The organism is Aliivibrio sp. EL58 (assembly GCF_900312675.1).
Classification (GTDB): Bacteria; Pseudomonadota; Gammaproteobacteria; order Enterobacterales; family Vibrionaceae; genus Aliivibrio.
Window position 1 is genome coordinate 1 of the sequence record NZ_OMPC01000004.1, and the last position, 19,907, is coordinate 19,907.

The following is a 19,907-nucleotide window of genomic DNA, read 5'->3' on the forward strand; positions in this document are numbered from 1 at the left end:
ATAGAAAGCCCACAAGCGAGTAATAAGCCAAGGGACAAATACAACGCCACGTTCTTGATTGAAAATGCCATATCACCATCCATTTAAACACGCTTGTTGCTCAATGTGACGACGCTTGACGATGCCAGCGCAATTGCTTTCTTTTACTCGACAATCTTTACCATCGACATACACCCAACGAAGCAATTCATTACACGCGCCGGTGATGTCGTTTTGATTGAATTTTTTAAGCAGTGTTGAGCGTTGGAAGTTACCAGCACCAAGGTTAAACACAAAGCTCACCATCACATCGTATTGAGCTTGGGTAACTTCAATTTTAAGGGCGTTGTTTACAATGGTTTCTGCAGAGGAAATGTCGTTTACAAAATGGGTCGCAATATCTTGGTTTGAAAGTTCAGTATTGGGTTTTACTGATTTGGTGTGGCCTACCCCGACAGTCCATACATTGGCACTGCATTGATAGGCCTGTGTTCGGCACCCCTCCAAATTTGCGATATGCGATAAACCTTGTTCGCTGGTAGCCAAATTGGAATCAATGCCAAAGACAACGCCCAGTATGACTCCCACTGAACAAATGGCTTTAGTCGCTAATCTCTTCATATAATTTCTCGCTGATGGGACGTTTGCGAATTTCTTCGAGCGTTTTCTTTTTGTAATGRCGGTTAATGAACACGGTAGACACCACGCACACCCCACCAACGAKGCTCATCCAATCTTGCAATGAGAACGCACCAAACAAAGCAAAAGCCCAACCAGAGACATACGCGGATAAAGAACTTATCTTTTCTTGCATATTTCACCCATAAAAAAAGCACCCCGAAAGGTGCCAGTAAACGTCATAAATTGCAGGTATAAAAAAACCCCGCCGGATGGGCGAGGTTCTTCAATGTGGTAATATTACGGAGTTTTAGGGCGAATGTCAAACTCCGTATGATACTTTGTATAAAGTAATTTAAAAAATAGGTATGATGATTACCTATTAAGTCTATGAACCTGATTCTTAAATATTAGTCCTTTTTGATAAATACGAGCAAATATAATAATGACACTTGAAGATATTCTTCTTAAAAAACTTGATTCCACGTTAAATCCAAAATTAGAAAATAGAATCATTGGTACATTTCTGACTCTTGGCAGCCTACTTATTGGTGTTCCTTCGGTATTGGCTTACTCTGCAGTAGTTTCTGTGCAAAATGGTAATACGACGTTTACTGCTGAAATTAGTAATGCTCCTGATATATTAATGATTCTGTTAGGAGTGGTATTTCTAGCAGTTGCTGTCTATATATTTATTCGAAAACAGAGACGAGAAGATTTATCTAGAGTACAGAAGCTATCAACTCAAGAGCTAAAAGATAAAGCTACTATAAAATTGATATTAGAGTCATTCAATACACATGAGCTGGATGTGTCGATTGATAGAGGGCATTACTCACAATTTTACGCACCTGCCTTGCACTATTTCTATGGAGTAGAGGGTCTGGCTGAATCATCGTCCTTTATCATACATGATAAACAGTTATTAACCTTCTTTCGTGCTTTTTACCAGTCGTTTAGTGCATTCTGCTCACATGGCTTTTACTTTCGCCAATCTAGTCACGCTGATTTACATCGCTTCATTAAGCCCCATGAGCTTGGTGACTGGAACCAATGTGAAAAGTATGAAAATAGCTACCTTTCAGATGTAACACAATTTGAAGTGGATTATCATAACCTAATTGAGCATATAAAGATTAACTTTCCAGACATCGATTTGAATGAAACAAATAAAGTCGCCGTTGCAGATTATAGATACCACAATAAGATACAGAACTAACAAATGGCTCAAACGGACACATGAAGTCTCGGCGTTTTTAATTTGAAGTTAAGTAAACTTTGTCAGCTAACCAAATTCGCAGCTTAGCAAGACATTAATATTAAATAATTTAAGGAAAAAGTATAAATGAGAAAAATAACATGTACAACATGGGATGGCTTGCCATTTTTAGATTTTAGAAATAGGTTTTTCATTGAAGTGTGGAAAGAAATGTTATTTGTAAATACTCCTTCATTTTATCAGTCTAAAACTATGAATATAATGTCTGGTGCGGAAGAAATTGCTGAATCTATTGATGACTATCTAATCGATCCTAAAAATGGGAATTTATTAATTATACTTTTAAATGACTATAAAAATGTTCTTAAATCAGATTTGGTAGCTAAGAAAGTGCTGAAAGGGCTATATGATTTATTATTAAGTAATACAGAGTTAAATAAAGACTCATTAAGTGAGCCTGTTGCTTTAGAACTTAAAACGATGGTTAACCTTGTTCTTAATCGAGAAGATAAATATTATATTGAATTAAAAAAACAATTAAAAGCAAGTGTGATAGGTAGTGTTGACCTAACTAAAAAATCAAGAGTAATGGATGATATATATAAATTGACAAAGATGTATATTGGCTACCTACTATGGAAAGGATACTCACCTACCTATCTCTTTAATAGAATGGAGTATTTAACTAGAATTAAGAATTATGGACGAAGAAGTTTCTCTGCGCAATTTACTAGCTGCCTTGATAAATTGACCGCAAGAGTTAGTGATTATAATGTATATTTTTTGGTTTCCCCTTTAAGTAAGTATCTCCTTGAGGCAAAAAAGATTTTAGATGTAGAATTTTTAGAACGTAAGGATCTAATAAGTGAGAGTAACTATAAAAAATTAGCTGTAAGTTTTGATTCGTCAGTTGTGGCAAAAGTTGTTGTGAATACAACAGATTATGTTTCAGCTGCATGGAAGGCAAACGAAGTTCTAGATAAAGTTGTCGACTTTATGAGTATAGATAAGCCGCAATATAATCTGAAATACTCTCCCATTTGCTTAACCGAATTTAACTCTGGAACCTCACTCCATGATCAAACCATAAATATTAGTAGATTAAAGCAATTTATTACAAACAAAGACACCGATTCATTAGAATTAATACCAGAGTCAACTAAAATATCATTTAGAAACTCTATAACACTTGATAGATATGAAGTATTAAGCCGATCTTTGCGTTATCTAAGAATTGCAAAAGAATCAACATCTCTTGAACAGAAATTGCTAGGCTTATGGATTGCTCTTGAATGCATTTTTGAAAAAACAGAAGGAAATATAATATCAGGGATTACGAACTACGTGCCTTTATTTTATAGCTCTCAAAGTGTTGATATTAGGATTAGATATACAAAATCGTTACTTGAGACTAGGTTGGTTAACATGCCAAACTCATGGGTTAGTCAAACTTCAAGCAGCTCAATTAAAATCAAAGATTTAAGTGTTGATGCCTACTTTGACTTAATGAAAATTGAAAGTAATAGGCGTGATATATACAAAAACCTAACAAAACTAGGTGAGGAATTTGTCATATTTAGAATAATACATGTTTTTGAGTGTTTTGGTTCATCTAAAAAACTATTAAAAAGGATTGAAGCAACTAAGAACGATGTAAAGAACCAACTATTTCGTATTTATAAAGTTAGAAACAAGCTTACTCATAGAGCGTTTTACGGTCATGTTCGCCCTCAATTAGTTGATAATCTACTAAGCTACTTACATAGTTCATATAACACTTTAATCATAGGATCTATTTATGATGACATTCAAGATTTTGATTCACTTGATCTTTTTCATGTTCATAAATCATCCTACGACGTAATGATTAATGCTCTAAGAGAAAAAGATCTATCATTAGATGAACTCGATTATGAAAACTTCATGATTTCAGAACAAATTTAACATAACAGATACATCAGAATAATTTACTATAGTTTGGCATTCTAATAAGTGAGGAATTTAGGCTTAATCTGCACCGTAGCAAACGAGCTATACAAACGATAAATTTCTCAGTAGAAGAAACTGACTCTTAACCTGGTGATTTGTGGTCTGTAAATTCAATTCTGAAAACTCTTCCGAGCCACGCTAGTGGCTCTTTGTTACTGTTAATCAATACTTTAAAAGTAATTCCCAGCGCTAGTAAATATTTAATTTCACATTTTAGTTAAAACCATTTTAGCCAAGCCAATAAAAAACTGCTTAACATGCAACTAAACTATCCTCCTCACTCACACTCCCCTGCACCGACAACGCCGCCGCGTTCCTCTTATCTGAAAGCCAATCCACCAAGGCTTTGATAACTGGCATGTAACGGCAAAAGCGTGAGTATGTGATCCTCAAAGTTAAACAAAAATACGCAAAACGGGTTTCTTGAGTCCACTTAATACGCCCATCGTCACAGCATGGGCATTTCACTGAATGGTTACACTTACTTCTCACCTTTCCTGAGCCATTACACTCTGGGCAGATTTGGCCTAATGGTTGCGTTGCCTCTGCAATGGCGGTGATGCACAGTGCATTGAGTGCTTTATCTGGATACGTTCCACGCCATGTTTTCATGATCTCATTTGCTTCAATCATTGTTGCTTTGAATAACTGCTTTGCTGATTGTGCATCATTCAAACATTCTACGAACAACACTAAGAACCCTACTGGTGATTGCTTCCATGCTATCCCTACTGTGGCAAGATACTCTTCTAATGTCATTAACGCTTTGCCGCCTTTTGATGGCTCGTAGTTAATCCCTTTTAAATCAAACTTTGCGATCACACGTTCAATATTCATTTGTTACTCTCATCCACAATAAGCACTCTTGTTTTACCAATACCAACAAGAGCAAAACGGTTTGCGATGGTGATCACCTCACCTTTGATATGTTTAGCAGCTTCTGCAATCGCTTGGTCCCAATCAGCGCTTAATACTAATGGCTCCATCTTGACGGCTTGGCCACCTGCGTTGTAAAAAATCCCTTTCATGACACCGCCTGTAATTTCTTATTCTTTCTGAAGCTCGGCCATGAGAACGTTACCCACTCGCCGTTATTTTCTAGCAAACGCTCCATCACTCGTGGTCCTAACATCTCTGTTAAATTTTCAGTTTGAAGATTGGTAAGAATGCCCGTTGGTTTCTCGTTGGTGTAACGTGCATCGATGATCATATTCATCATCAGTTTTTCATGGTCGCTCATGCGTTGCAGCCCTACTTCATCAAGAATTAATACATCCAGATTGCCGAGGTACTTCATAAACTGCGCTTCAGTCGTGGTTGAGTTTGGTTTGTACTTGTCACGAATTTTAAGCATCAAATCCGCTACGGTGATCACAAGCACTGAGGTTTTACGTGCCATCAATCGGTTCGCAATCGCACACGCCAAATGATTTTTACCTGTGCCTGGTGTACCAGAGAAAACAAAACTGCTTGTTGCACCCTTGCGGTAATTCACTAACCAGTTCTTGGCTTGGTTGTACGCTTGGCGTTGGCCTTGGCTCTCAGTGATGTAATTTTCAAAGCTGCAATTTAGGTGACGTTTCTTGATACCGCTGCGGCCAAAGATAGATTGCACTTGGCTTGTTCGGTAGCTGTCACGTGCTTTGTCTGATGCGCTCTGCTCGCACTCCTTCGCAATTTGTGCCATGCGTTCTGGTGTGTGGGGAACAATATGCGCTGGAACGATTTGTTGTAATCTAGCCATTAAATTCATGATAATTCCTTAGTAACCTTTGGGAGCGGCAAACTGCGACGCATCAAGCTCTGGTGAATATTCCGCAATCTCGTTCATGCGGCTTGCTGTGTTCGTCTTGAGTTCAAACAACCCTTGCCATTCGTTGTCGATGGATTGATCGATAATTCGTTGCTGTAGTTTTTTATCGTTGCGAGATAATTCAAGCAGCTTRGYGATGCCAGTWAGCTCACCACGTTGGGTTTTGTATTTCTTCTTGATGGTTGCTCGRTACTCAAGCCACTGCTGCCATGCAACCAGATTTAACTCTTCAGGAATTTCAGAATTTTCRAYCAAAGATTTTTTTATATTTTTTACTGGTTCTAATTGACTGGTTCTATGACTGGTTCTGGGTGACACAGGATCACTAGGTTGGTGATCCTCTGACACTACCCTTGGTGATCGTGTGTCACTAGGGGGTGACAATTTGTCACCATCTAAATGAAGGTGATAAATGTTGCTAGAATTRCCCTTTTCACCCTTACGATAAGTSAGAGTTACTAAGCCAGATTCAGATAATGCTTTGATGTGACGCATGGCAGTTCGACGGTCRATTTCACACATYTCAGCAATGTGATCATACGATGGCCAGCAYTTACCGTTATCGTTCGCGTTATCGGCCAATTTAAGTAAAACAAGCTTACGAGTAGGATTMCCCACTTTAATGCTCATGGCCTTTGCCATTAAGATCATACTCATTGATTAGCCCTTTGTTTCATCTGGTTAAAAATGGCTTCAGCTTCGCATTTGGTCACAACGCAGCGCATGAAACGGTTACTTGCTATCCACTGCATTTGGCCGTGGATGTTTTGATATGAAAGACTCATTGCACAAAGTCCTTATTTCTTATTAGAAATTAAAGTTTCTAGATAATTTAAAATTGGCTCATGAGCACCTTCGCTTTCTTGAACTTCTTTAAAAGCGGCGCGTAGCTGGTCAATGCTTGCGTTTTCGCTTAACAGAAGTACAGAACGAAGTGCCTCACCCGATTCTTTACTAAATTGCGCCAAGAGTTGATCTCGGCTGACTTGAGTTTGATTTGCTCCAATGGCAGCAACAGAGAACCCAAGTGGATTTAAAAATTGGTTTAATGCAGTACACGCCTTATCCACTGGCATGACGCTGATAATCGCTGGTAATAAATCCATAATGGTTGCTTTGGCTTCAACACTGCTTCGTTCGTTGTAGCGAAAGAAGTTTTGAGTGTTGTTCTTGTCATCCGCACCAGGAACTTTCAGCAGCTCTTTACGTTGTGCATCGACTTCTTGTGGTAAGCCCATTTTGAAATAAGCGCTTGCGACTTTCTGAGCAATAAACTCTTTGCTTACTTCGCATCGCCACCCTTCTATGGCGTTACGCATAACGCCTTTTAAACTGGTTATCATGGTTTGTCCTTAGTACTGGTTATTTATCCAGAGTGTTATGGTTCACCTGTTTTTATTCTTTTTCCGTATGATTAATATTCATCGGGTTTGGGAATACATCCGTAAATTGGCAGTTCGCACCAAGCTCGTTCAATGCAGTAACGATTCGCCAACAAGTGTTTATGTCAGGGAAACGACGACCTTTTTCAAAATGACTGATTGCAGAAGCTGAGATACCAAGTTTTGTCGCTAAATTTGCTTGAGTTAATAGAGCACCTCCCCTGATTTCTTTAATCTTTGACATATAAGTACCTCTTGTATGTACGCGATGAACTACAATATACATAACGTACATATAAATATCAACAAAATGTACATAGTGTTTGTTGAATGGTTTATTACATTTTGTATAGTTGAGTTATGAAAATGAATTGGACTGAAATGGTGAAAGCTCGCCTAAAGGAGCTATCAGTAACTCAAGAAGCATTAGCTGAAAAAATCGGAGTTACCCCTGGAGGTTTAGGTCATTGGTTAAATGGACGACGTGACCCTAGCCTTGAAATCATAGCTAAGATTCTTAAAGAATTGAGGTTAGATCAGTTGATCCTAAATTCTGATGGCTCTCTTGAATATCCATCTCTTGAGAATACAACGCCATCACCAGAACTTGCATACAAGAGTAGCTTTCCAGTAATCAGTGCTGTGCAAGCAGGTGCATGGACTGAGGCTTGCGAACCCTACTCACTATGTGAGGTAGATGAGTTCTTACTCACCACAGAGAAAGCGAATGAGCATTCTTTCTGGCTAAGGGTTAAAGGCGATTCAATGACATCAAACTCATCGCCAAGCTTTCCTGAAGGTACTGCGGTATTAGTTGATCCATGTATTGAAGCACAGAGTGGTAAACTTGTTATTGCCAAATTATCTGATGTGAATGAAGCGACATTTAAACGCTTAATCATTGATGCTGGGCAAAAATACCTTAAACCACTAAACCCTGATTACCCAATGCTTCCGATAAATGGAAACTGTAAGATCATTGGTGTTGTTATAGACGCCAAAATGAAACTGTTTTAAACAATATACATTCCTAATCAACCGCCCTAGTGGCGGTTTTTTTATGCCTAAATTTTAGTCATTAACTCTCCAAAAGAAAATAAATATACATTTTGTATTTACAACGATATATACGTTATGTATATTTAAATCATCAAATGAGTACAGAGGACTAAATATGAAAACACTTTCGTTAATCCATTTATCAAAACTTGCCTCAACGGCTGAGCAAGTTCGCCAGAGTATTACTTTAGGCAATATTGCTGTAAGCCAGACAGCACAAAACCACCCTATCCGCGATGAGTTTAAGGCTTTTGAAGTTGAGGCGAAGTCGCTGTTGGAGACATTTACAGCAGAAGTAAGTGATGAGCTAATCTCGAAAATTGAGAAGCTGCAAATCACCGCTGAGAATATTAATAGCAGATTGAGTTATTGATGTGGGGTTTACTAAGTACCAGATAGAAGAAAACCCTTATCAGTGACCAAACCAATAAGGGCTAACTTTGTGCAATGAGTCTTTCAACTCGCAATCAGTATATAACTGGCTGACCACCAATTACAAGTACTTATGCTGATTGCTGGGTTTCACCCAAAAGGAAATGTGTAATGAGTCTATTAACTTATCAAAACAGTCAAGAAGCGTTTATTGGCAAACATATACATGCCGCTTTACAAACTGACGGCTATGAAACGTCTGATATTAACCGAGGCATTCAAGAAGYTCTYCGTTTCTATCGYACCACTTGTACTTTCACCAAAGGCCGAGTGTTTGATTCATGCTTAGCAAAAGCTCGMAATCTTCTTAAGCCAATTAAGAAGCCAACAAAGAAAGGKAAAGCRGCATGAATCCACGTCATTTAGAAAAAATCAAAAAGTGTTTTGAGSTTGGYAAATCAGGCAACCCAAATGAAGCTGCAACCGCTTTGGCAATGGCTCATAAATTAATGCGTAAGTATGGTCTTTCAGAAGATGATATTAACTTCATTGAAATGGGAGCCACCACCACTGCTTCTAAGATCCAGAAAAAGCCAGTTGCTTACGCTGTAAATCTTGGGACAAGTATCGCCAGCTCGTTTAAGTGTGARGTGCTTCTTCAGTATTCGTATCATGGAAATAATTTTAAATTYATAGGTAGAAAAGACACGGCCATGATGTCTGCTTATGCWTTTGATGTGCTTTTTCGTCAATTGAAACTGGCTCGTAAAGCGTTCTTGGCTACTRTCCACCCTCGCACTTCTAAACAGAATAAAACAAAGCGAGCAGATTGTTATTGTGACGGCTGGGTAAATTCTGTTGTACGTAACTTAGATGTTGAAGAGTTACCACCAGAAGAGAAAGAACGCATTACAAATTATCGTAAACACATTGGTGCATACAGTGAGAAAAAGGCTAAATCAAGACAGCGTAAAGGTGGTTCTATCTCTGATTACCTTACAGGCTCTCATGATGGTAAGAACGTTCACGTAAATACGCCAATACATGGTTCAGAAGGTGAAAGACTATGCCTTCAATAGACAAAATTAAAGAACAAAACCGTAAACGCGCTCAAAAGTTACGTAATAACAAAAAGAAACACGGTGTGATTGATCTTCGCGTTCCTTTGCACTCTGTTGAGCAAAACAAGTTAAGCAAGATTTGTGAGTTCTTCGCCTTTCCTGATAAAGCGTATAGCTGTGAAGAAGCTCTCCAATCGTTAATTCATCGGGTTTATTCCGAGATACCAAAGATTGAAGATGATCTTGGTACGTGTGAAATGTGTGGTGAGCAATTACCACAAGGTTGCGCCAAGTTGAAAGAAGGCGGCCTTTTTAAAGGTGATAGCAACTGTTTCCATACTATTAATCGTGTACGAATATTTGAACCAAGCAAGGAGGCTTCACAATGAGCTTAGCGATTTATGGCATTGGCTGTTTGATTTTTTATGTGTGTTATTCATTCTCAACAAAGAATAAGGGTTAATTATGGAAAATAACTATCCTACAAATATGGCTTTTTCGTATTCAGTAAAGCCTTTACCATCAGCTGCTCCAAGCAAAGAGATTGAAGAAGAACTTGGTGCTGATTATCCTAAATCATCAAAGCAGTTGATCTGCCATGATGAGGTTTTAGATATGTTTTGCCTCACCAGTAAAGCAACTGTATATATGTGGCGTAAGAACCGAGGCTTTCCAGCACCAGTGACAAGAATGCCACTTAGATGGTTACGTTCTGCTGTTGAAGAGTGGAAATTGAAGATTGGTAGTTAATACTAAAATTGAATTTTAAACAAGAAAAGGCAATAAGTGCTGACGCTTTTTGTCTTTTTAGCACATAACTTAGGCTCGCAACAAATATTTTAACATAAAACATTGCTAACTTTTTTATTTTGATTAAATTAAAAAGAATACATCCATGCCATAAATGGTAATATCCTAACTGAATTTAATAGATATGAGTAATGATCGTAATGAGTAAACAGATTTTAATGATAACTAGCACATTTGATAAAACGTGTGATTATCTTATCAAAAAGTACCCTGAGATTTTATTTTTCAGATTTAATATCGATGTATTTTCTGAATATAAAATCACTTGTGATACTGAAGGTTTTAAAATTGAGCATAATAATAATAAAATAACATCATCTACTTGCCTATCTATCTATTTTAGAAAACCAACAATGGAAATTTTAGATGATAGATTTAATATTAAATACCATCAGTTCATACATAAAGAAGTTTATTCCATTATAGAAGGAATTACTGAATCTTTTGAAGGAAAAGTCTTAACTCGCCCATCAATAATGAGGAAAGCCAATAATAAAATAGTACAAGCATCTCTCGTTAAAAAAGTCGGGTTTTCGCTTCCTAATATGGCAATTACAAATAATAATGAAATATTAAATAAATTCACCGTTACTAATGGAATTATTAAACCCGTATCTGTTGGAGAAATAACCACTAACGATACAAAAGAATTTGTGCAAACAAATAAAATAAACCCCTCATTTAATACTGATTTATTTAAATTTAGTCCAGTATATCTCCAAGATTATATAGAAAAGGATTATGAAGTTAGAGTAACTGTCATTGATAATAATTTTTTTCCTGTAAAAATAACATCTACTAATAATATCGACTGGCGAAAACCAAATAATACCGTTTCATACAGCATGTTTGATATACCTAACGAAATAAAAGAAAAGTGTTTAAATTACATGAAACTATGTAATATGCATTTTGGATGTTTTGATCTTTTAATAAAAGATAGTAATTGGTATTTCTTAGAAATGAATGCTAATGGACAATGGGCATGGTTAGAACTAGAAACTGGGTATGAAATATCACATGCTATTATTAACCACCTAACTGATGTATAAATTTAAGGATCTAGATTTGCATAACCTTCCTTCTTTTCTATTAAAAATATTATTCATAACTACCAAGTTATTTAATGTCATTCCTGTACTTCACATATCAAACGATAATAATTTTGGAACATTAGAATATAATACAAACTGGTATGAGTCTCTAAGACTATCTATCTTAACCCTTCCTTTGGGACATACAAAACTTTATTTATTTACCGTATCAAAATACAAATTTAATTTTTTACACATAATAAAGTTAGAAAGTTTCACAAATTTTATAACCGAAGAAAAAAAAGATGAATTGAAAACAAACTTTAGAAAACTAAAACAAAATGGTAATAAACCAGAATTAAGACTAGAATATGTAAAATATAAATATGATGACGTTACAAATAGCATTAACATATTAAATAACAAAGTAAATAATTATGTTTCCATATCATTATTTTATGCAGGGCTATTCTCATACTTAGTTAGCATAACAATAACTTACTTTAATGGTGGCATTATAAGTTATTTATTACTATTCTTTTTATTAATGTCATTCATTCATCTTTTAAGTGGGTTAATCCTTATTTATAAATATCTACAAATTAAAAACACATTACGAAGCACATTTGCGTCAATAAAAAAATTACCAACACCATCTTTACTCGCTAATAATATTTATATAGATTGGCAAGCAGCTAAGGATGAACAACACTTTTATGCTTCCTTAGTAAAAAACATAGAGAAAAGCTTTATGTTTAGTTTATCAATAAGTTTCTTACTATATGTATTCATTACTATAAATCCATATGTTAATAATATAATAGATAACGAAATAGCTTCAAGAATTGATAATGAATTTATTTTAATAAATCCAGAAGGTATGTTTTCACCTAATGAACTATCAAATTTGTCAAAAATACTAAGCCCTAATACTAATGTCTTATTCTTATTATCGAAATCAAACAAAGAAGGTGAAGATACACTCAAATTTGTAGTAACATCACTTAATCTATCAGATAATTACTCCGTCATTACAGTTAGTGATGACTTTGTTATTGGAGATACATTACTAGCAATAGTTAAGGAGCAATAGTGAAACCATATATAATGAATTATAGTGAACAATTTGCAATTCAATCATGTAAAAAGTTAAGCTCAACAGCACAAACCTTCTCAATAGAAGGAACAGATCAAGATGAACTAATACTGGCTACCGATACAACACTATTAACTAGTACAATTGAATCTGTAGATTTTGATGAAATAAATATGCATATTTATGACACAACAACCTTCACAAAAACTACAGAATCTGTTGATAATGATGAGATTCATTTAAGCTCAACACTCCAAACAAATACCATAGAAACAAATGATAATGATTACGTTCATTTTGACACGACTGCTCTTACCGAAACTACGGAGCCAACAGATGACGATTTCATCTATGCAGAGCTAGCATCTACACTTAAAATAAGTAATTCTCTTTACCACAATAGATAAATAACAATGCTCCATAACTTTGGAGCATTCATTATAACCTTAAGCATAGAAAAATAATTTACTACCCTTCATAGATCCAGTCTCTCCGCATAACACTCATAAGCCTTTAACTGCTCATCTAACCAATCATGCTTATTGTATACGGATAAAACTCCTCCTAATTCATGGCCTAGCATCTTCTCCACCACATGCGGCATAACACCAAGCTCTGAAGCGCCTGTTGATAACGAACGTCTAAAGTCATGCGTTCGCCAATACTCAAGTTTTAACGTTGCTCGTAAACGACGAATATATTTGTTCGCGGCGGATATGGTTATTGGTGTATTCAAATCAAAGCCAGGGAACAACACATCGTCATACGTTGCCATTACTCGTTCTAGTATTGATCTCACTTTGGTTGGTATTGGGCGACGGATCGGCTTACCTGTTTTACTTAGCTCTTTAGGTACGGTCCAAATCCCTCTTTCCATATCAAAATGGCTTCTTCTTGCTAATCGCAGTTCTGAAAGTCGATTACCCCATAACATAGTCAGCTGGTGCAGCGTCTTATTGGCAGTACTTGCTTGCGTCCGTTCAATGGCTACCCAAATTTCTCTGAGTTCATCCCACGTTGGCACTCTTGTTCCTACTTCTGATGGCGTACCTACATGGCGCTGATGTAATCGCTCGAAGTTTGTATTATCAATTAAGAATTTATGTTTGCAGTAATTTAGACAAGCTCGCATCTTGGCAAAGGTTGAATTGGCCATTTTAGGATTCTTCTCTGCGATTTTATCTAACCATACCATCCACTCTCGCGCTGTTATGGTTTCTACATTCATTTCAGGGAACGCATCATAGAAGTAGTTTTTGGCTACAGACACATACAGCTCAATTGTTCCTTTCTTTAAATGCTTTACGTGATTATCAAACCAATAATCTAGGCACTGATTTAAAGTTACAAATTCTGTCTCACCTGTGAGCGCTATTTCTGGGTTTCTGCCCTGCTCTCTTAACTCGATCATCTCATGGTGAATGCGTCGCGCTTCTTTAATGCTGATGTTTGGGTAACGTCCAATTCTTATTCTTAGGTTTTTCTTATTGAATCGGCATCGATACTGAAAAGTTATCTTCCCTTTTGGGGTTATACGCGCCACCAAGCCTTCACCATCACTGAGTTCTGGCGTTCCTGTGTAGTCTTGCTTATGAATGGCTTTCAATTGCTTGTCTAAAATCGCCATGTTCTTGCCCTAAATTGATTGCTTGGTAAGTGACTGCGTTAGTCGATAGATGATTTCTGCATTCAATGAGCGTTGTGATTCTGCTGCTTTTCCTTTTAGCTCTGCTTTTAAGTCATCCGATAATCTTAATCCGTATGGATTCGGTCTTTTTGCTGTCTTTTGATTCATGGCTCCGCCCCAATCTTTAACTTGATTTCAAATGGTATCCATTTGGCTACCATTGAATTATGGTAGCAATTGGCTACCATTGTCAAATTGTTCTATAAATTGGGTTAAATCATGACGGCAAGACCACCACAGATTAATGTTCGTGTCCCTACTGAACTTAAAGATCAAATTCATAAAGCTGCAGAACTTAATGGCCGCTCGGTTAACTCTGAGATTGTGAACCGCTTAGAGCAGAGTTTGATCCTGCATAGCGAGCCTGAAAGGTTAATTACTGCACAGCAAGCAAAGTTAATGGCTTTGCAGGCACAGCAGCATTTATTTGAAAATTTAAAAATTCGTTCGTTTACCGCTATTAATGATGCAATAAAGCTTGGTAAACTAAACACTGTGATTGATATCTCATATCTTGAAATAGAAGATGAAACAGACCAAGCAGTCTATGCTTTAGTACAACCATTACGCCAATTGCTAATTGAGCTGGGCTATGTGGTTAGTGAATTAAATTCGGACAGTATTTTCGTTGAATTTAAGTGATTTTTTGGACGCACTAAAAGTCAAAATTGGACACCGATTTGGACGAAAGTGCGAATATTAAGCGCTATTTATCTATATATGGCACATTGAATAGATAGACTTTTAATACTTTAACTCCTTGTTTAATTAGGCATATTATATGAATACGATACTTTTGGAATATAGCCATGAATAGTAGTAATGACCCGTCCTTCTTCTTCTTTGATTATGAAACATGGGGAACTAGCCCATCTCTCGATCGCCCATGCCAATTCGCAGGGGTTCGTACCGATGAAGATTTCAATATCATTGGTGAGCCATTAGTTATTTACTGCCGCCCTCCAATTGATTATTTACCTTCTCCTGAAGCCTGTTTAATTACTGGCATCACGCCACAAACTGCGGTAAATAAAGGCCTGTCTGAGCCTGAGTTCATTACTCAAATCCATAACGAACTATCAAAACCAAATACCTGCTCGCTAGGCTATAACAACATTCGTTTTGATGATGAAGTTTCTCGCTATACCTTATATCGTAACTTCTTTGAACCGTATGGTTGGAGCTGGCAGAACGGTAACTCACGTTGGGATCTACTTGATGTAATGCGTGCTGTTTATGCCCTACGTCCTGAAGGCATCGAATGGCCAAAAGACGAAGAAGGCAAGCCAACCTTTAGATTAGAAAAGCTCTCTCAAGCAAACGGCATTGAACATGAAAATGCCCACGATGCGATGGCCGATGTTATTGCCACCATCGAGTTAGCCAAAGTCGTTAAGAAAGCACAACCAAAAATGTTTAACTACCTGCTTTCTATGCGTCATAAAAAGAAAGCGGCAACGTTAATCGATATTGTTGAAATGACACCGTTAATGCACGTGTCTGGTATGTTTGGCGTAGATAGAGGCAATATCAGTTGGATTGTGCCTGTTGCTTGGCACCCAACGAATAACAACGCTGTCATTACGATTGATTTAGCATTAGACCCAAGAGTGTTCCTAGAATTAGATGCAGAGCAATTACATCAACGCATTTATACCAAACGTGCTGATCTTGCGCCTGATGAATTACCGGTTCCTGTAAAATTAGTACATTTAAACAAGTGCCCTATTCTTGCGCCTGCTAAAACATTGACGGCTGAGAATGCTGAAAACCTAAATGTAGACAGAGCGGCGTGTTTAAAGAATCTTAAAGTGATCCGTGATAATCCTGAGATCAGACAAAAGCTAATTGCGCTTTACAGCATTGAGCCTAATTATGAGAAATCAACCAATGTAGATACCCTTCTATATGATGGTTTCTTCTCTCATGCTGATAAAACGACGATTGATATCATCCGTCAATCAACCCCTGAGCAGCTTATCGATTTTGAACCTAATGTTAGTGATCCTCGCATTAAGCCTTTATTGTTCCGCTACCGTGCGCGTAATTTCCCGCACACGCTAAACGAGACTGAGCAATTAAAGTGGCAAGCTCACTTACAAGATTATTTCCAAACTCATTTGCCAGAATATGAATCAAGTTTTGAAAACCTATACCTTGAATCGGAAGGCAATGAAAAAAAGACTGCGATTCTTCGCGCCGTTTATAATTACGTACAACAGTTAGTATCATGATTAAATATCTTTACTCTTTCGCATGGATTTTCGCCTCACTGTTTGCTGGAAACGGCATTCAATCTTGGCTAAATATTTCAGTACCCGGCAGTATTCTTGGAATGCTTATTTTATTCTCCGCTATGGTTATTGGTGTATGCAGGCCGGACTGGGCCGCGACAGGTTGCCAATTTTTCATGCGTAATATGTTAATTTTATTTATTCCGATCTCCGTTGGGTTAATGACGCATTTCGATTTGTTAATCAACAATGCGATTCCAATCATTGTGAGTACCGCTGGTGGCTCATTATTGGTTTTAGTCTGCCTATCGTTATTTATTGATCGCCTTGATAGAGGAAATAAATAATGTGGGTTATTTTAACCGTTATTGTTTTTTATTCGGCTCGTTGGTTTGCGAAGCGTTTCCCTCACCCAATCAATAACCCATTATTATTGAGTGTTTGTATCGTTATTCCAATCTTGATGGTCTTACAGGTGCCTTATGAAACCTATTACGCTGACAATGCGTTTTTAAGTTACTTGTTGCAACCTGCTGTCGTTGCTTTGGCTTACCCTTTATATGAGCAATTACCTCATATTCGTGAAAACTGGAAAATCATTCTGCTGGCGTGCTCTGTAGGCTCACTGTTTTCAATGCTGTCTGGTGCGTTCTTAGCAGTATGGATGGGCGCAGATATGCAATTGGTTGCAAGTATATTACCAAAATCAGTTACCACACCGATTGCGATGGCTATCTCAAGTCAACTTGAAGGTGAAGCAGCGATTGCGGCTATCTTGGTTTTATTAGCCGGTTTGATGGGCGCTATCTGTGCTTACCCTATCTATAATATGTTAGGAATTAAAAGCTCACTGGCAAGAGGGTTAACCATGGGGAATGTTTCTCATGCCCTTGGTACTGCCCAAGCGGCTGAGGTTGATTCTCAAGATGCGGCGTTTAGTTCTCTCGCTTTAGTTATCTGTGGGATAATTACTTCATTGGTTGCCCCTCTTATTTACTCATTATTGGTATTTATAAAAGGGTAATCGGTTAAAATCCCACCAAACCAGTGTGACCTCTCTCTCATTGATGTAAATAATGTATCTTTACATCAATGAGTGTGATATTGATCTATGTTTCTATGGCTATAGTCCCTAATAATGAGCCCAGAAGAAATTAAAAAGGATCACACCGATGACCACTCTACACTCTACCGCAGTACAACAACGCTTAGAAAATGCCCTTTCTGATCTGCCTGCAGATTTACAATCAGCACTAGCTTCTTTAATCAATACCCAATTTAAAGGCGTCATTACTAAAGCGCAGTTTCAAGCTTTACTCGCTGAGAGCAAACTCGATGATAAAGAATTACGTTTAGCCTTGCTTCCTCTTGCTGCGGCATTCTCTGTTGCTCCAATCTCTAACTTTTATGTTGGCGCTATCGTACGTGGTAACTCTGGCAACCTTTATTTCGGTGCCAATATGGAGTTTAGTGGGGTTCAGTTAGGCCAAACCATTCATGCTGAGCAATCTGCTATTAGCCATGCGTGGATCAAAGGTGAAACGGGTATTTCTGATATCACTATCAACTTCAGCCCTTGTGGTCATTGTCGTCAATTCATGAACGAGCTAACAACGGCTGATAGCTTGATGATTCAATTGCCTGAGCGCGATGAGAAGTCTCTACAAGAATATTTACCTGAATCTTTTGGTCCAAAAGATCTAGGCATTGAAGGCGGTCTATTGGCGTCGGTTTCACATGATCTTTCGTTAGATGCTGGCTCTGATCTATTAATTAACGCATTGAAAGCAGCAAATCAAAGTCATGCTCCGTATTCACATAATATCAGTGGTATTGCACTTGAAATGAAGAGCGGTCATGTTTATCACGGTATGTACGCTGAGAATGCGGCATTCAACCCAAGCTTACCACCACTTCAAGTTGCCCTAATCCATGCCAATATGTCTCGTGAATGTTTATCAGAGATAACAGCAGCAGCCTTGGTTGAAAATCATAAAGGCGCAATTAGTCACTTAGCAATAACTAAAAGTACATTAGAGGCTCTTAGCCCTGAAGTGACTTTAGAGTACGCTGCGATATAAGTGGATTAAGAGTCAATCAAAAAAAGAGGAGCTAATTTGCTCCTCTTTTTTTAACTTCAAATCTCAACGGCTCTGTCTATTTTCTATTTCTAAAAAACGCATCAAGCAAATAAGTCTATTGATTTTGTTTCCAACGAATTGCTGCATCAATCAATTGTCTATCCATACCCTTTTTACCCAGTAACGAGATCCCCCATGGTGAATCGTTTACGGAAAACCAAGGTAAATGCAGCTGAGGTAGATCAGCTAAGCTTGCTAATGAGGTGTATTTCAAAATGACTGAATTAAGCTTATATAATTGCTCATCTGACGCGGTTACTGGTGGTGCAATGTTTGTTGTGGTTGGCATTAACAACAAGGTTTTCTCATCCAACAGTGATTCTAAAACGGATTGAACAAGATCTCGCTGCTCTAATGCAATTCTCTCATCTTTGTATTTTAATGTTGAGAGCCACTTCATTTGCATTTTAATTTCATTACTTAACACTGGATGATTACTTTCAATCCAAGGTTCAATATTACGTAAACCTCGAACTGTTGAGATCACTTTAAAGCTTTCTGCCGCTTTGTTAGTAATGATTTTACTGATCGCTTTACTACGAACAATTTTATAAGGTGATGAGGCGATTAATTTCTCTAATTTTACTTTTGCTTCGTCTGGAATATCTTGAAATAAGCTATCTAATACCACAATGCGATCTACTGTCATAAGCGGCGACATCGGCGTTAGTATAGTTGCAACTTTTCTAATATCGGATAAATTCTTAGCAACCCACCCCAGAGAAGTCTCTTCTTTCGCAATACAAGAAATACCATTCATATTGACGGCACTGGATGATGATTTGAACCCATATAATCCAGCATACAACGCAGGTACACGGATCCCACCATTGAGATCAGTGCCTAAACCTATGTCGGCCTCTCCATTGATAACCGCGGCAACGGCACCGCAAGATGCGCCACCAATTAATCGACCTTCACAATTTGAGTTTTTAATCGTTGGATAATGCGGGTTACGGCCATGCAGACCAAAACCAAATTCATCCATTTGAGTTTTACCAACAAATATCGCGCCTTTCTTTAATAAAAGATCTACCGCTGGTGCGTTTGCTTTGGCAACGTTCTGTTGTGCTAACCATGTAGGATTTCCCAAGCCATTTGGGGTATCTTTTATGTCGATACAATCACTTACCACAAATTTTTTATTTTCTAATGCGCCGTAAAATGCCCATTGCTGTGTCGGTCCTGAATGAGGGACATACATGGTTTTGTCATCCATAAACTAAATGCAACTATTTGTTTAAAAAAAAACAGCATACCAATCACATGACTGAATACAATTCCATATATTCACACTGCCAATAAATTACTCAATAGTGTGACTTGCCTTCAAATTTATAAAAATTAGGATAATAAAAAAACAAAAGGCAAACGTTTGCGTATTTGGTGATTTTTAGTATCATGTCGATATAT

The 19,907-nt window shown here is 37.4% G+C and carries 27 protein-coding genes; 16 read left to right on the forward strand and 11 right to left on the reverse strand.

All coding sequences use genetic code 11. From position 1 onward, the window contains the following. Positions 1-72: 72 nt before the first annotated feature. A complete protein-coding gene (locus ED622_RS05560) occupies positions 73-600 on the reverse strand; it encodes a lysozyme (RefSeq protein ID WP_122032956.1) in 528 nt (175 codons plus the stop codon). Further along, entirely contained in the window at positions 581-793 is a 213-nt protein-coding gene (locus ED622_RS05565; protein WP_122032957.1) for an HP1 family phage holin, read from the reverse strand. The genes ED622_RS05560 and ED622_RS05565 overlap by 20 nt, the downstream gene beginning before the upstream one ends. A gap of 249 nt (positions 794-1,042) precedes the next feature. Between ED622_RS05565 and ED622_RS05570 the strand changes: the two genes are divergently transcribed. Next, entirely contained in the window at positions 1,043-1,816 is a 774-nt protein-coding gene (locus ED622_RS05570; protein ID WP_122032958.1) for a hypothetical protein, read from the forward strand. A 126-nt stretch (positions 1,817-1,942) separates the two neighbouring features. Beyond that, on the forward strand, positions 1,943-3,760 hold the full coding sequence (locus tag ED622_RS05575) for a hypothetical protein (protein WP_122032959.1): 1,818 nt from the start codon (positions 1,943-1,945) through the stop codon (positions 3,758-3,760). Between the two features lie 297 nt (positions 3,761-4,057). Here ED622_RS05575 and ED622_RS05580 read toward each other — a convergent pair whose 3' ends face one another. The 6 genes from ED622_RS05580 to ED622_RS05605 form a co-directional block, all read right to left on the reverse strand. Beyond that, positions 4,058-4,642, reverse strand: a complete 585-nt coding sequence (locus tag ED622_RS05580; protein WP_122032960.1) for a hypothetical protein — start codon at positions 4,640-4,642, stop codon at positions 4,058-4,060. Continuing rightward, positions 4,639-4,833, reverse strand: a complete 195-nt coding sequence (locus ED622_RS05585) for a hypothetical protein (protein ID WP_122032961.1) — start codon at positions 4,831-4,833, stop codon at positions 4,639-4,641. Before ED622_RS05585 ends, ED622_RS05580 begins: the two co-directional genes overlap by 4 nt. After that, entirely contained in the window at positions 4,830-5,558 is a 729-nt protein-coding gene (locus tag ED622_RS05590; RefSeq protein WP_122032962.1) for an ATP-binding protein, read from the reverse strand. Before ED622_RS05590 ends, ED622_RS05585 begins: the two co-directional genes overlap by 4 nt. A 9-nt stretch (positions 5,559-5,567) precedes the next feature. Continuing rightward, complete coding sequence (locus ED622_RS05595; RefSeq protein WP_122032963.1) at positions 5,568-6,275, reverse strand: helix-turn-helix domain-containing protein; 708 nt, start codon at positions 6,273-6,275, stop codon at positions 5,568-5,570. Between the two features lie 140 nt (positions 6,276-6,415). Continuing rightward, a complete protein-coding gene (locus ED622_RS05600; protein WP_122032964.1) occupies positions 6,416-6,961 on the reverse strand; it encodes a toxin YdaT family protein in 546 nt (181 codons plus the stop codon). 52 nt (positions 6,962-7,013) lie between these two features. Next, positions 7,014-7,244 (reverse strand): helix-turn-helix domain-containing protein, encoded by a 231-nt coding sequence (locus tag ED622_RS05605; RefSeq protein ID WP_045102190.1) that lies wholly within the window; start codon positions 7,242-7,244, stop codon positions 7,014-7,016. Positions 7,245-7,366: 122 nt separating this feature from the next. Here ED622_RS05605 and ED622_RS05610 point away from each other — a divergent pair, with 122 nt between their 5' ends. From ED622_RS05610 to ED622_RS05650, 9 genes are all read left to right on the forward strand, one after another. Further along, positions 7,367-8,017: a LexA family protein gene (locus tag ED622_RS05610; RefSeq protein WP_371413430.1), complete on the forward strand. Its 651-nt coding sequence runs from the start codon at positions 7,367-7,369 to the stop codon at positions 8,015-8,017. Positions 8,018-8,174: 157 nt separating this feature from the next. Beyond that, complete coding sequence (locus ED622_RS05615; RefSeq protein WP_060990846.1) at positions 8,175-8,432, forward strand: hypothetical protein; 258 nt, start codon at positions 8,175-8,177, stop codon at positions 8,430-8,432. A 170-nt stretch (positions 8,433-8,602) separates the two neighbouring features. Continuing rightward, positions 8,603-8,842 carry a hypothetical protein gene (locus tag ED622_RS05620; protein ID WP_122032966.1) on the forward strand — a complete coding sequence of 80 codons (240 nt, stop codon included), beginning with the start codon at positions 8,603-8,605 and terminating at the stop codon, positions 8,840-8,842. Beyond that, complete coding sequence (locus tag ED622_RS05625; RefSeq protein ID WP_122032967.1) at positions 8,839-9,510, forward strand: DUF2786 domain-containing protein; 672 nt, start codon at positions 8,839-8,841, stop codon at positions 9,508-9,510. Before ED622_RS05620 ends, ED622_RS05625 begins: the two co-directional genes overlap by 4 nt. Beyond that, on the forward strand, positions 9,498-9,881 hold the full coding sequence (locus ED622_RS05630; protein WP_122032968.1) for a hypothetical protein: 384 nt from the start codon (positions 9,498-9,500) through the stop codon (positions 9,879-9,881). Before ED622_RS05625 ends, ED622_RS05630 begins: the two co-directional genes overlap by 13 nt. 76 nt (positions 9,882-9,957) lie before the next feature. Further along, a complete protein-coding gene (locus ED622_RS05635) occupies positions 9,958-10,242 on the forward strand; it encodes an AlpA family transcriptional regulator (RefSeq protein WP_122032969.1) in 285 nt (94 codons plus the stop codon). A 200-nt stretch (positions 10,243-10,442) separates the two neighbouring features. Further along, on the forward strand, positions 10,443-11,354 hold the full coding sequence (locus ED622_RS05640; RefSeq protein WP_162922469.1) for a hypothetical protein: 912 nt from the start codon (positions 10,443-10,445) through the stop codon (positions 11,352-11,354). 16 nt (positions 11,355-11,370) lie between these two features. Further along, positions 11,371-12,429, forward strand: a complete 1,059-nt coding sequence (locus ED622_RS05645) for a hypothetical protein (protein ID WP_162922470.1) — start codon at positions 11,371-11,373, stop codon at positions 12,427-12,429. After that, on the forward strand, positions 12,429-12,839 hold the full coding sequence (locus tag ED622_RS05650) for a hypothetical protein (RefSeq protein ID WP_122032972.1): 411 nt from the start codon (positions 12,429-12,431) through the stop codon (positions 12,837-12,839). Before ED622_RS05645 ends, ED622_RS05650 begins: the two co-directional genes overlap by 1 nt. Before the next feature lie 68 nt (positions 12,840-12,907). Here the strand turns inward: ED622_RS05650 and ED622_RS05655 are convergent, their stop codons facing one another. Beyond that, positions 12,908-14,059 carry a site-specific integrase gene (locus ED622_RS05655; protein WP_122032973.1) on the reverse strand — a complete coding sequence of 384 codons (1,152 nt, stop codon included), beginning with the start codon at positions 14,057-14,059 and terminating at the stop codon, positions 12,908-12,910. Between the two features lie 9 nt (positions 14,060-14,068). Next, positions 14,069-14,227 (reverse strand): Arc family DNA-binding protein, encoded by a 159-nt coding sequence (locus ED622_RS05660; RefSeq protein ID WP_122032974.1) that lies wholly within the window; start codon positions 14,225-14,227, stop codon positions 14,069-14,071. Between the two features lie 111 nt (positions 14,228-14,338). On the opposite strand from ED622_RS05660, the gene ED622_RS05665 reads away from it, so the two are divergent. The 5 genes from ED622_RS05665 to cdd all read left to right on the forward strand — a co-directional run bounded on the left by ED622_RS05665 (position 14,339) and on the right by cdd (position 18,434). Beyond that, on the forward strand, positions 14,339-14,761 hold the full coding sequence (locus ED622_RS05665) for an Arc family DNA-binding protein (RefSeq protein ID WP_023603441.1): 423 nt from the start codon (positions 14,339-14,341) through the stop codon (positions 14,759-14,761). Between the two features lie 167 nt (positions 14,762-14,928). Next, positions 14,929-16,353: an exodeoxyribonuclease I gene (gene sbcB, locus ED622_RS05670; RefSeq protein WP_122032975.1), complete on the forward strand. Its 1,425-nt coding sequence runs from the start codon at positions 14,929-14,931 to the stop codon at positions 16,351-16,353. Beyond that, positions 16,350-16,700: a CidA/LrgA family protein gene (locus ED622_RS05675; protein ID WP_122032976.1), complete on the forward strand. Its 351-nt coding sequence runs from the start codon at positions 16,350-16,352 to the stop codon at positions 16,698-16,700. The genes sbcB and ED622_RS05675 overlap by 4 nt, the downstream gene beginning before the upstream one ends. Then, positions 16,700-17,377, forward strand: coding sequence for a CidB/LrgB family autolysis modulator (locus tag ED622_RS05680; RefSeq protein ID WP_122032977.1), 678 nt, complete (start codon positions 16,700-16,702; stop codon positions 17,375-17,377). The genes ED622_RS05675 and ED622_RS05680 overlap by 1 nt, the downstream gene beginning before the upstream one ends. 148 nt (positions 17,378-17,525) lie before the next feature. Then, positions 17,526-18,434 carry a cytidine deaminase gene (gene cdd, locus ED622_RS05685; protein WP_122032978.1) on the forward strand — a complete coding sequence of 303 codons (909 nt, stop codon included), beginning with the start codon at positions 17,526-17,528 and terminating at the stop codon, positions 18,432-18,434. Between the two features lie 115 nt (positions 18,435-18,549). On the opposite strand, the gene ED622_RS05690 is transcribed toward cdd, so the two are convergent. Further along, a complete protein-coding gene (locus ED622_RS05690; protein ID WP_122032979.1) occupies positions 18,550-19,713 on the reverse strand; it encodes an amidase family protein in 1,164 nt (387 codons plus the stop codon). Positions 19,714-19,907: the final 194 nt, after the last annotated feature.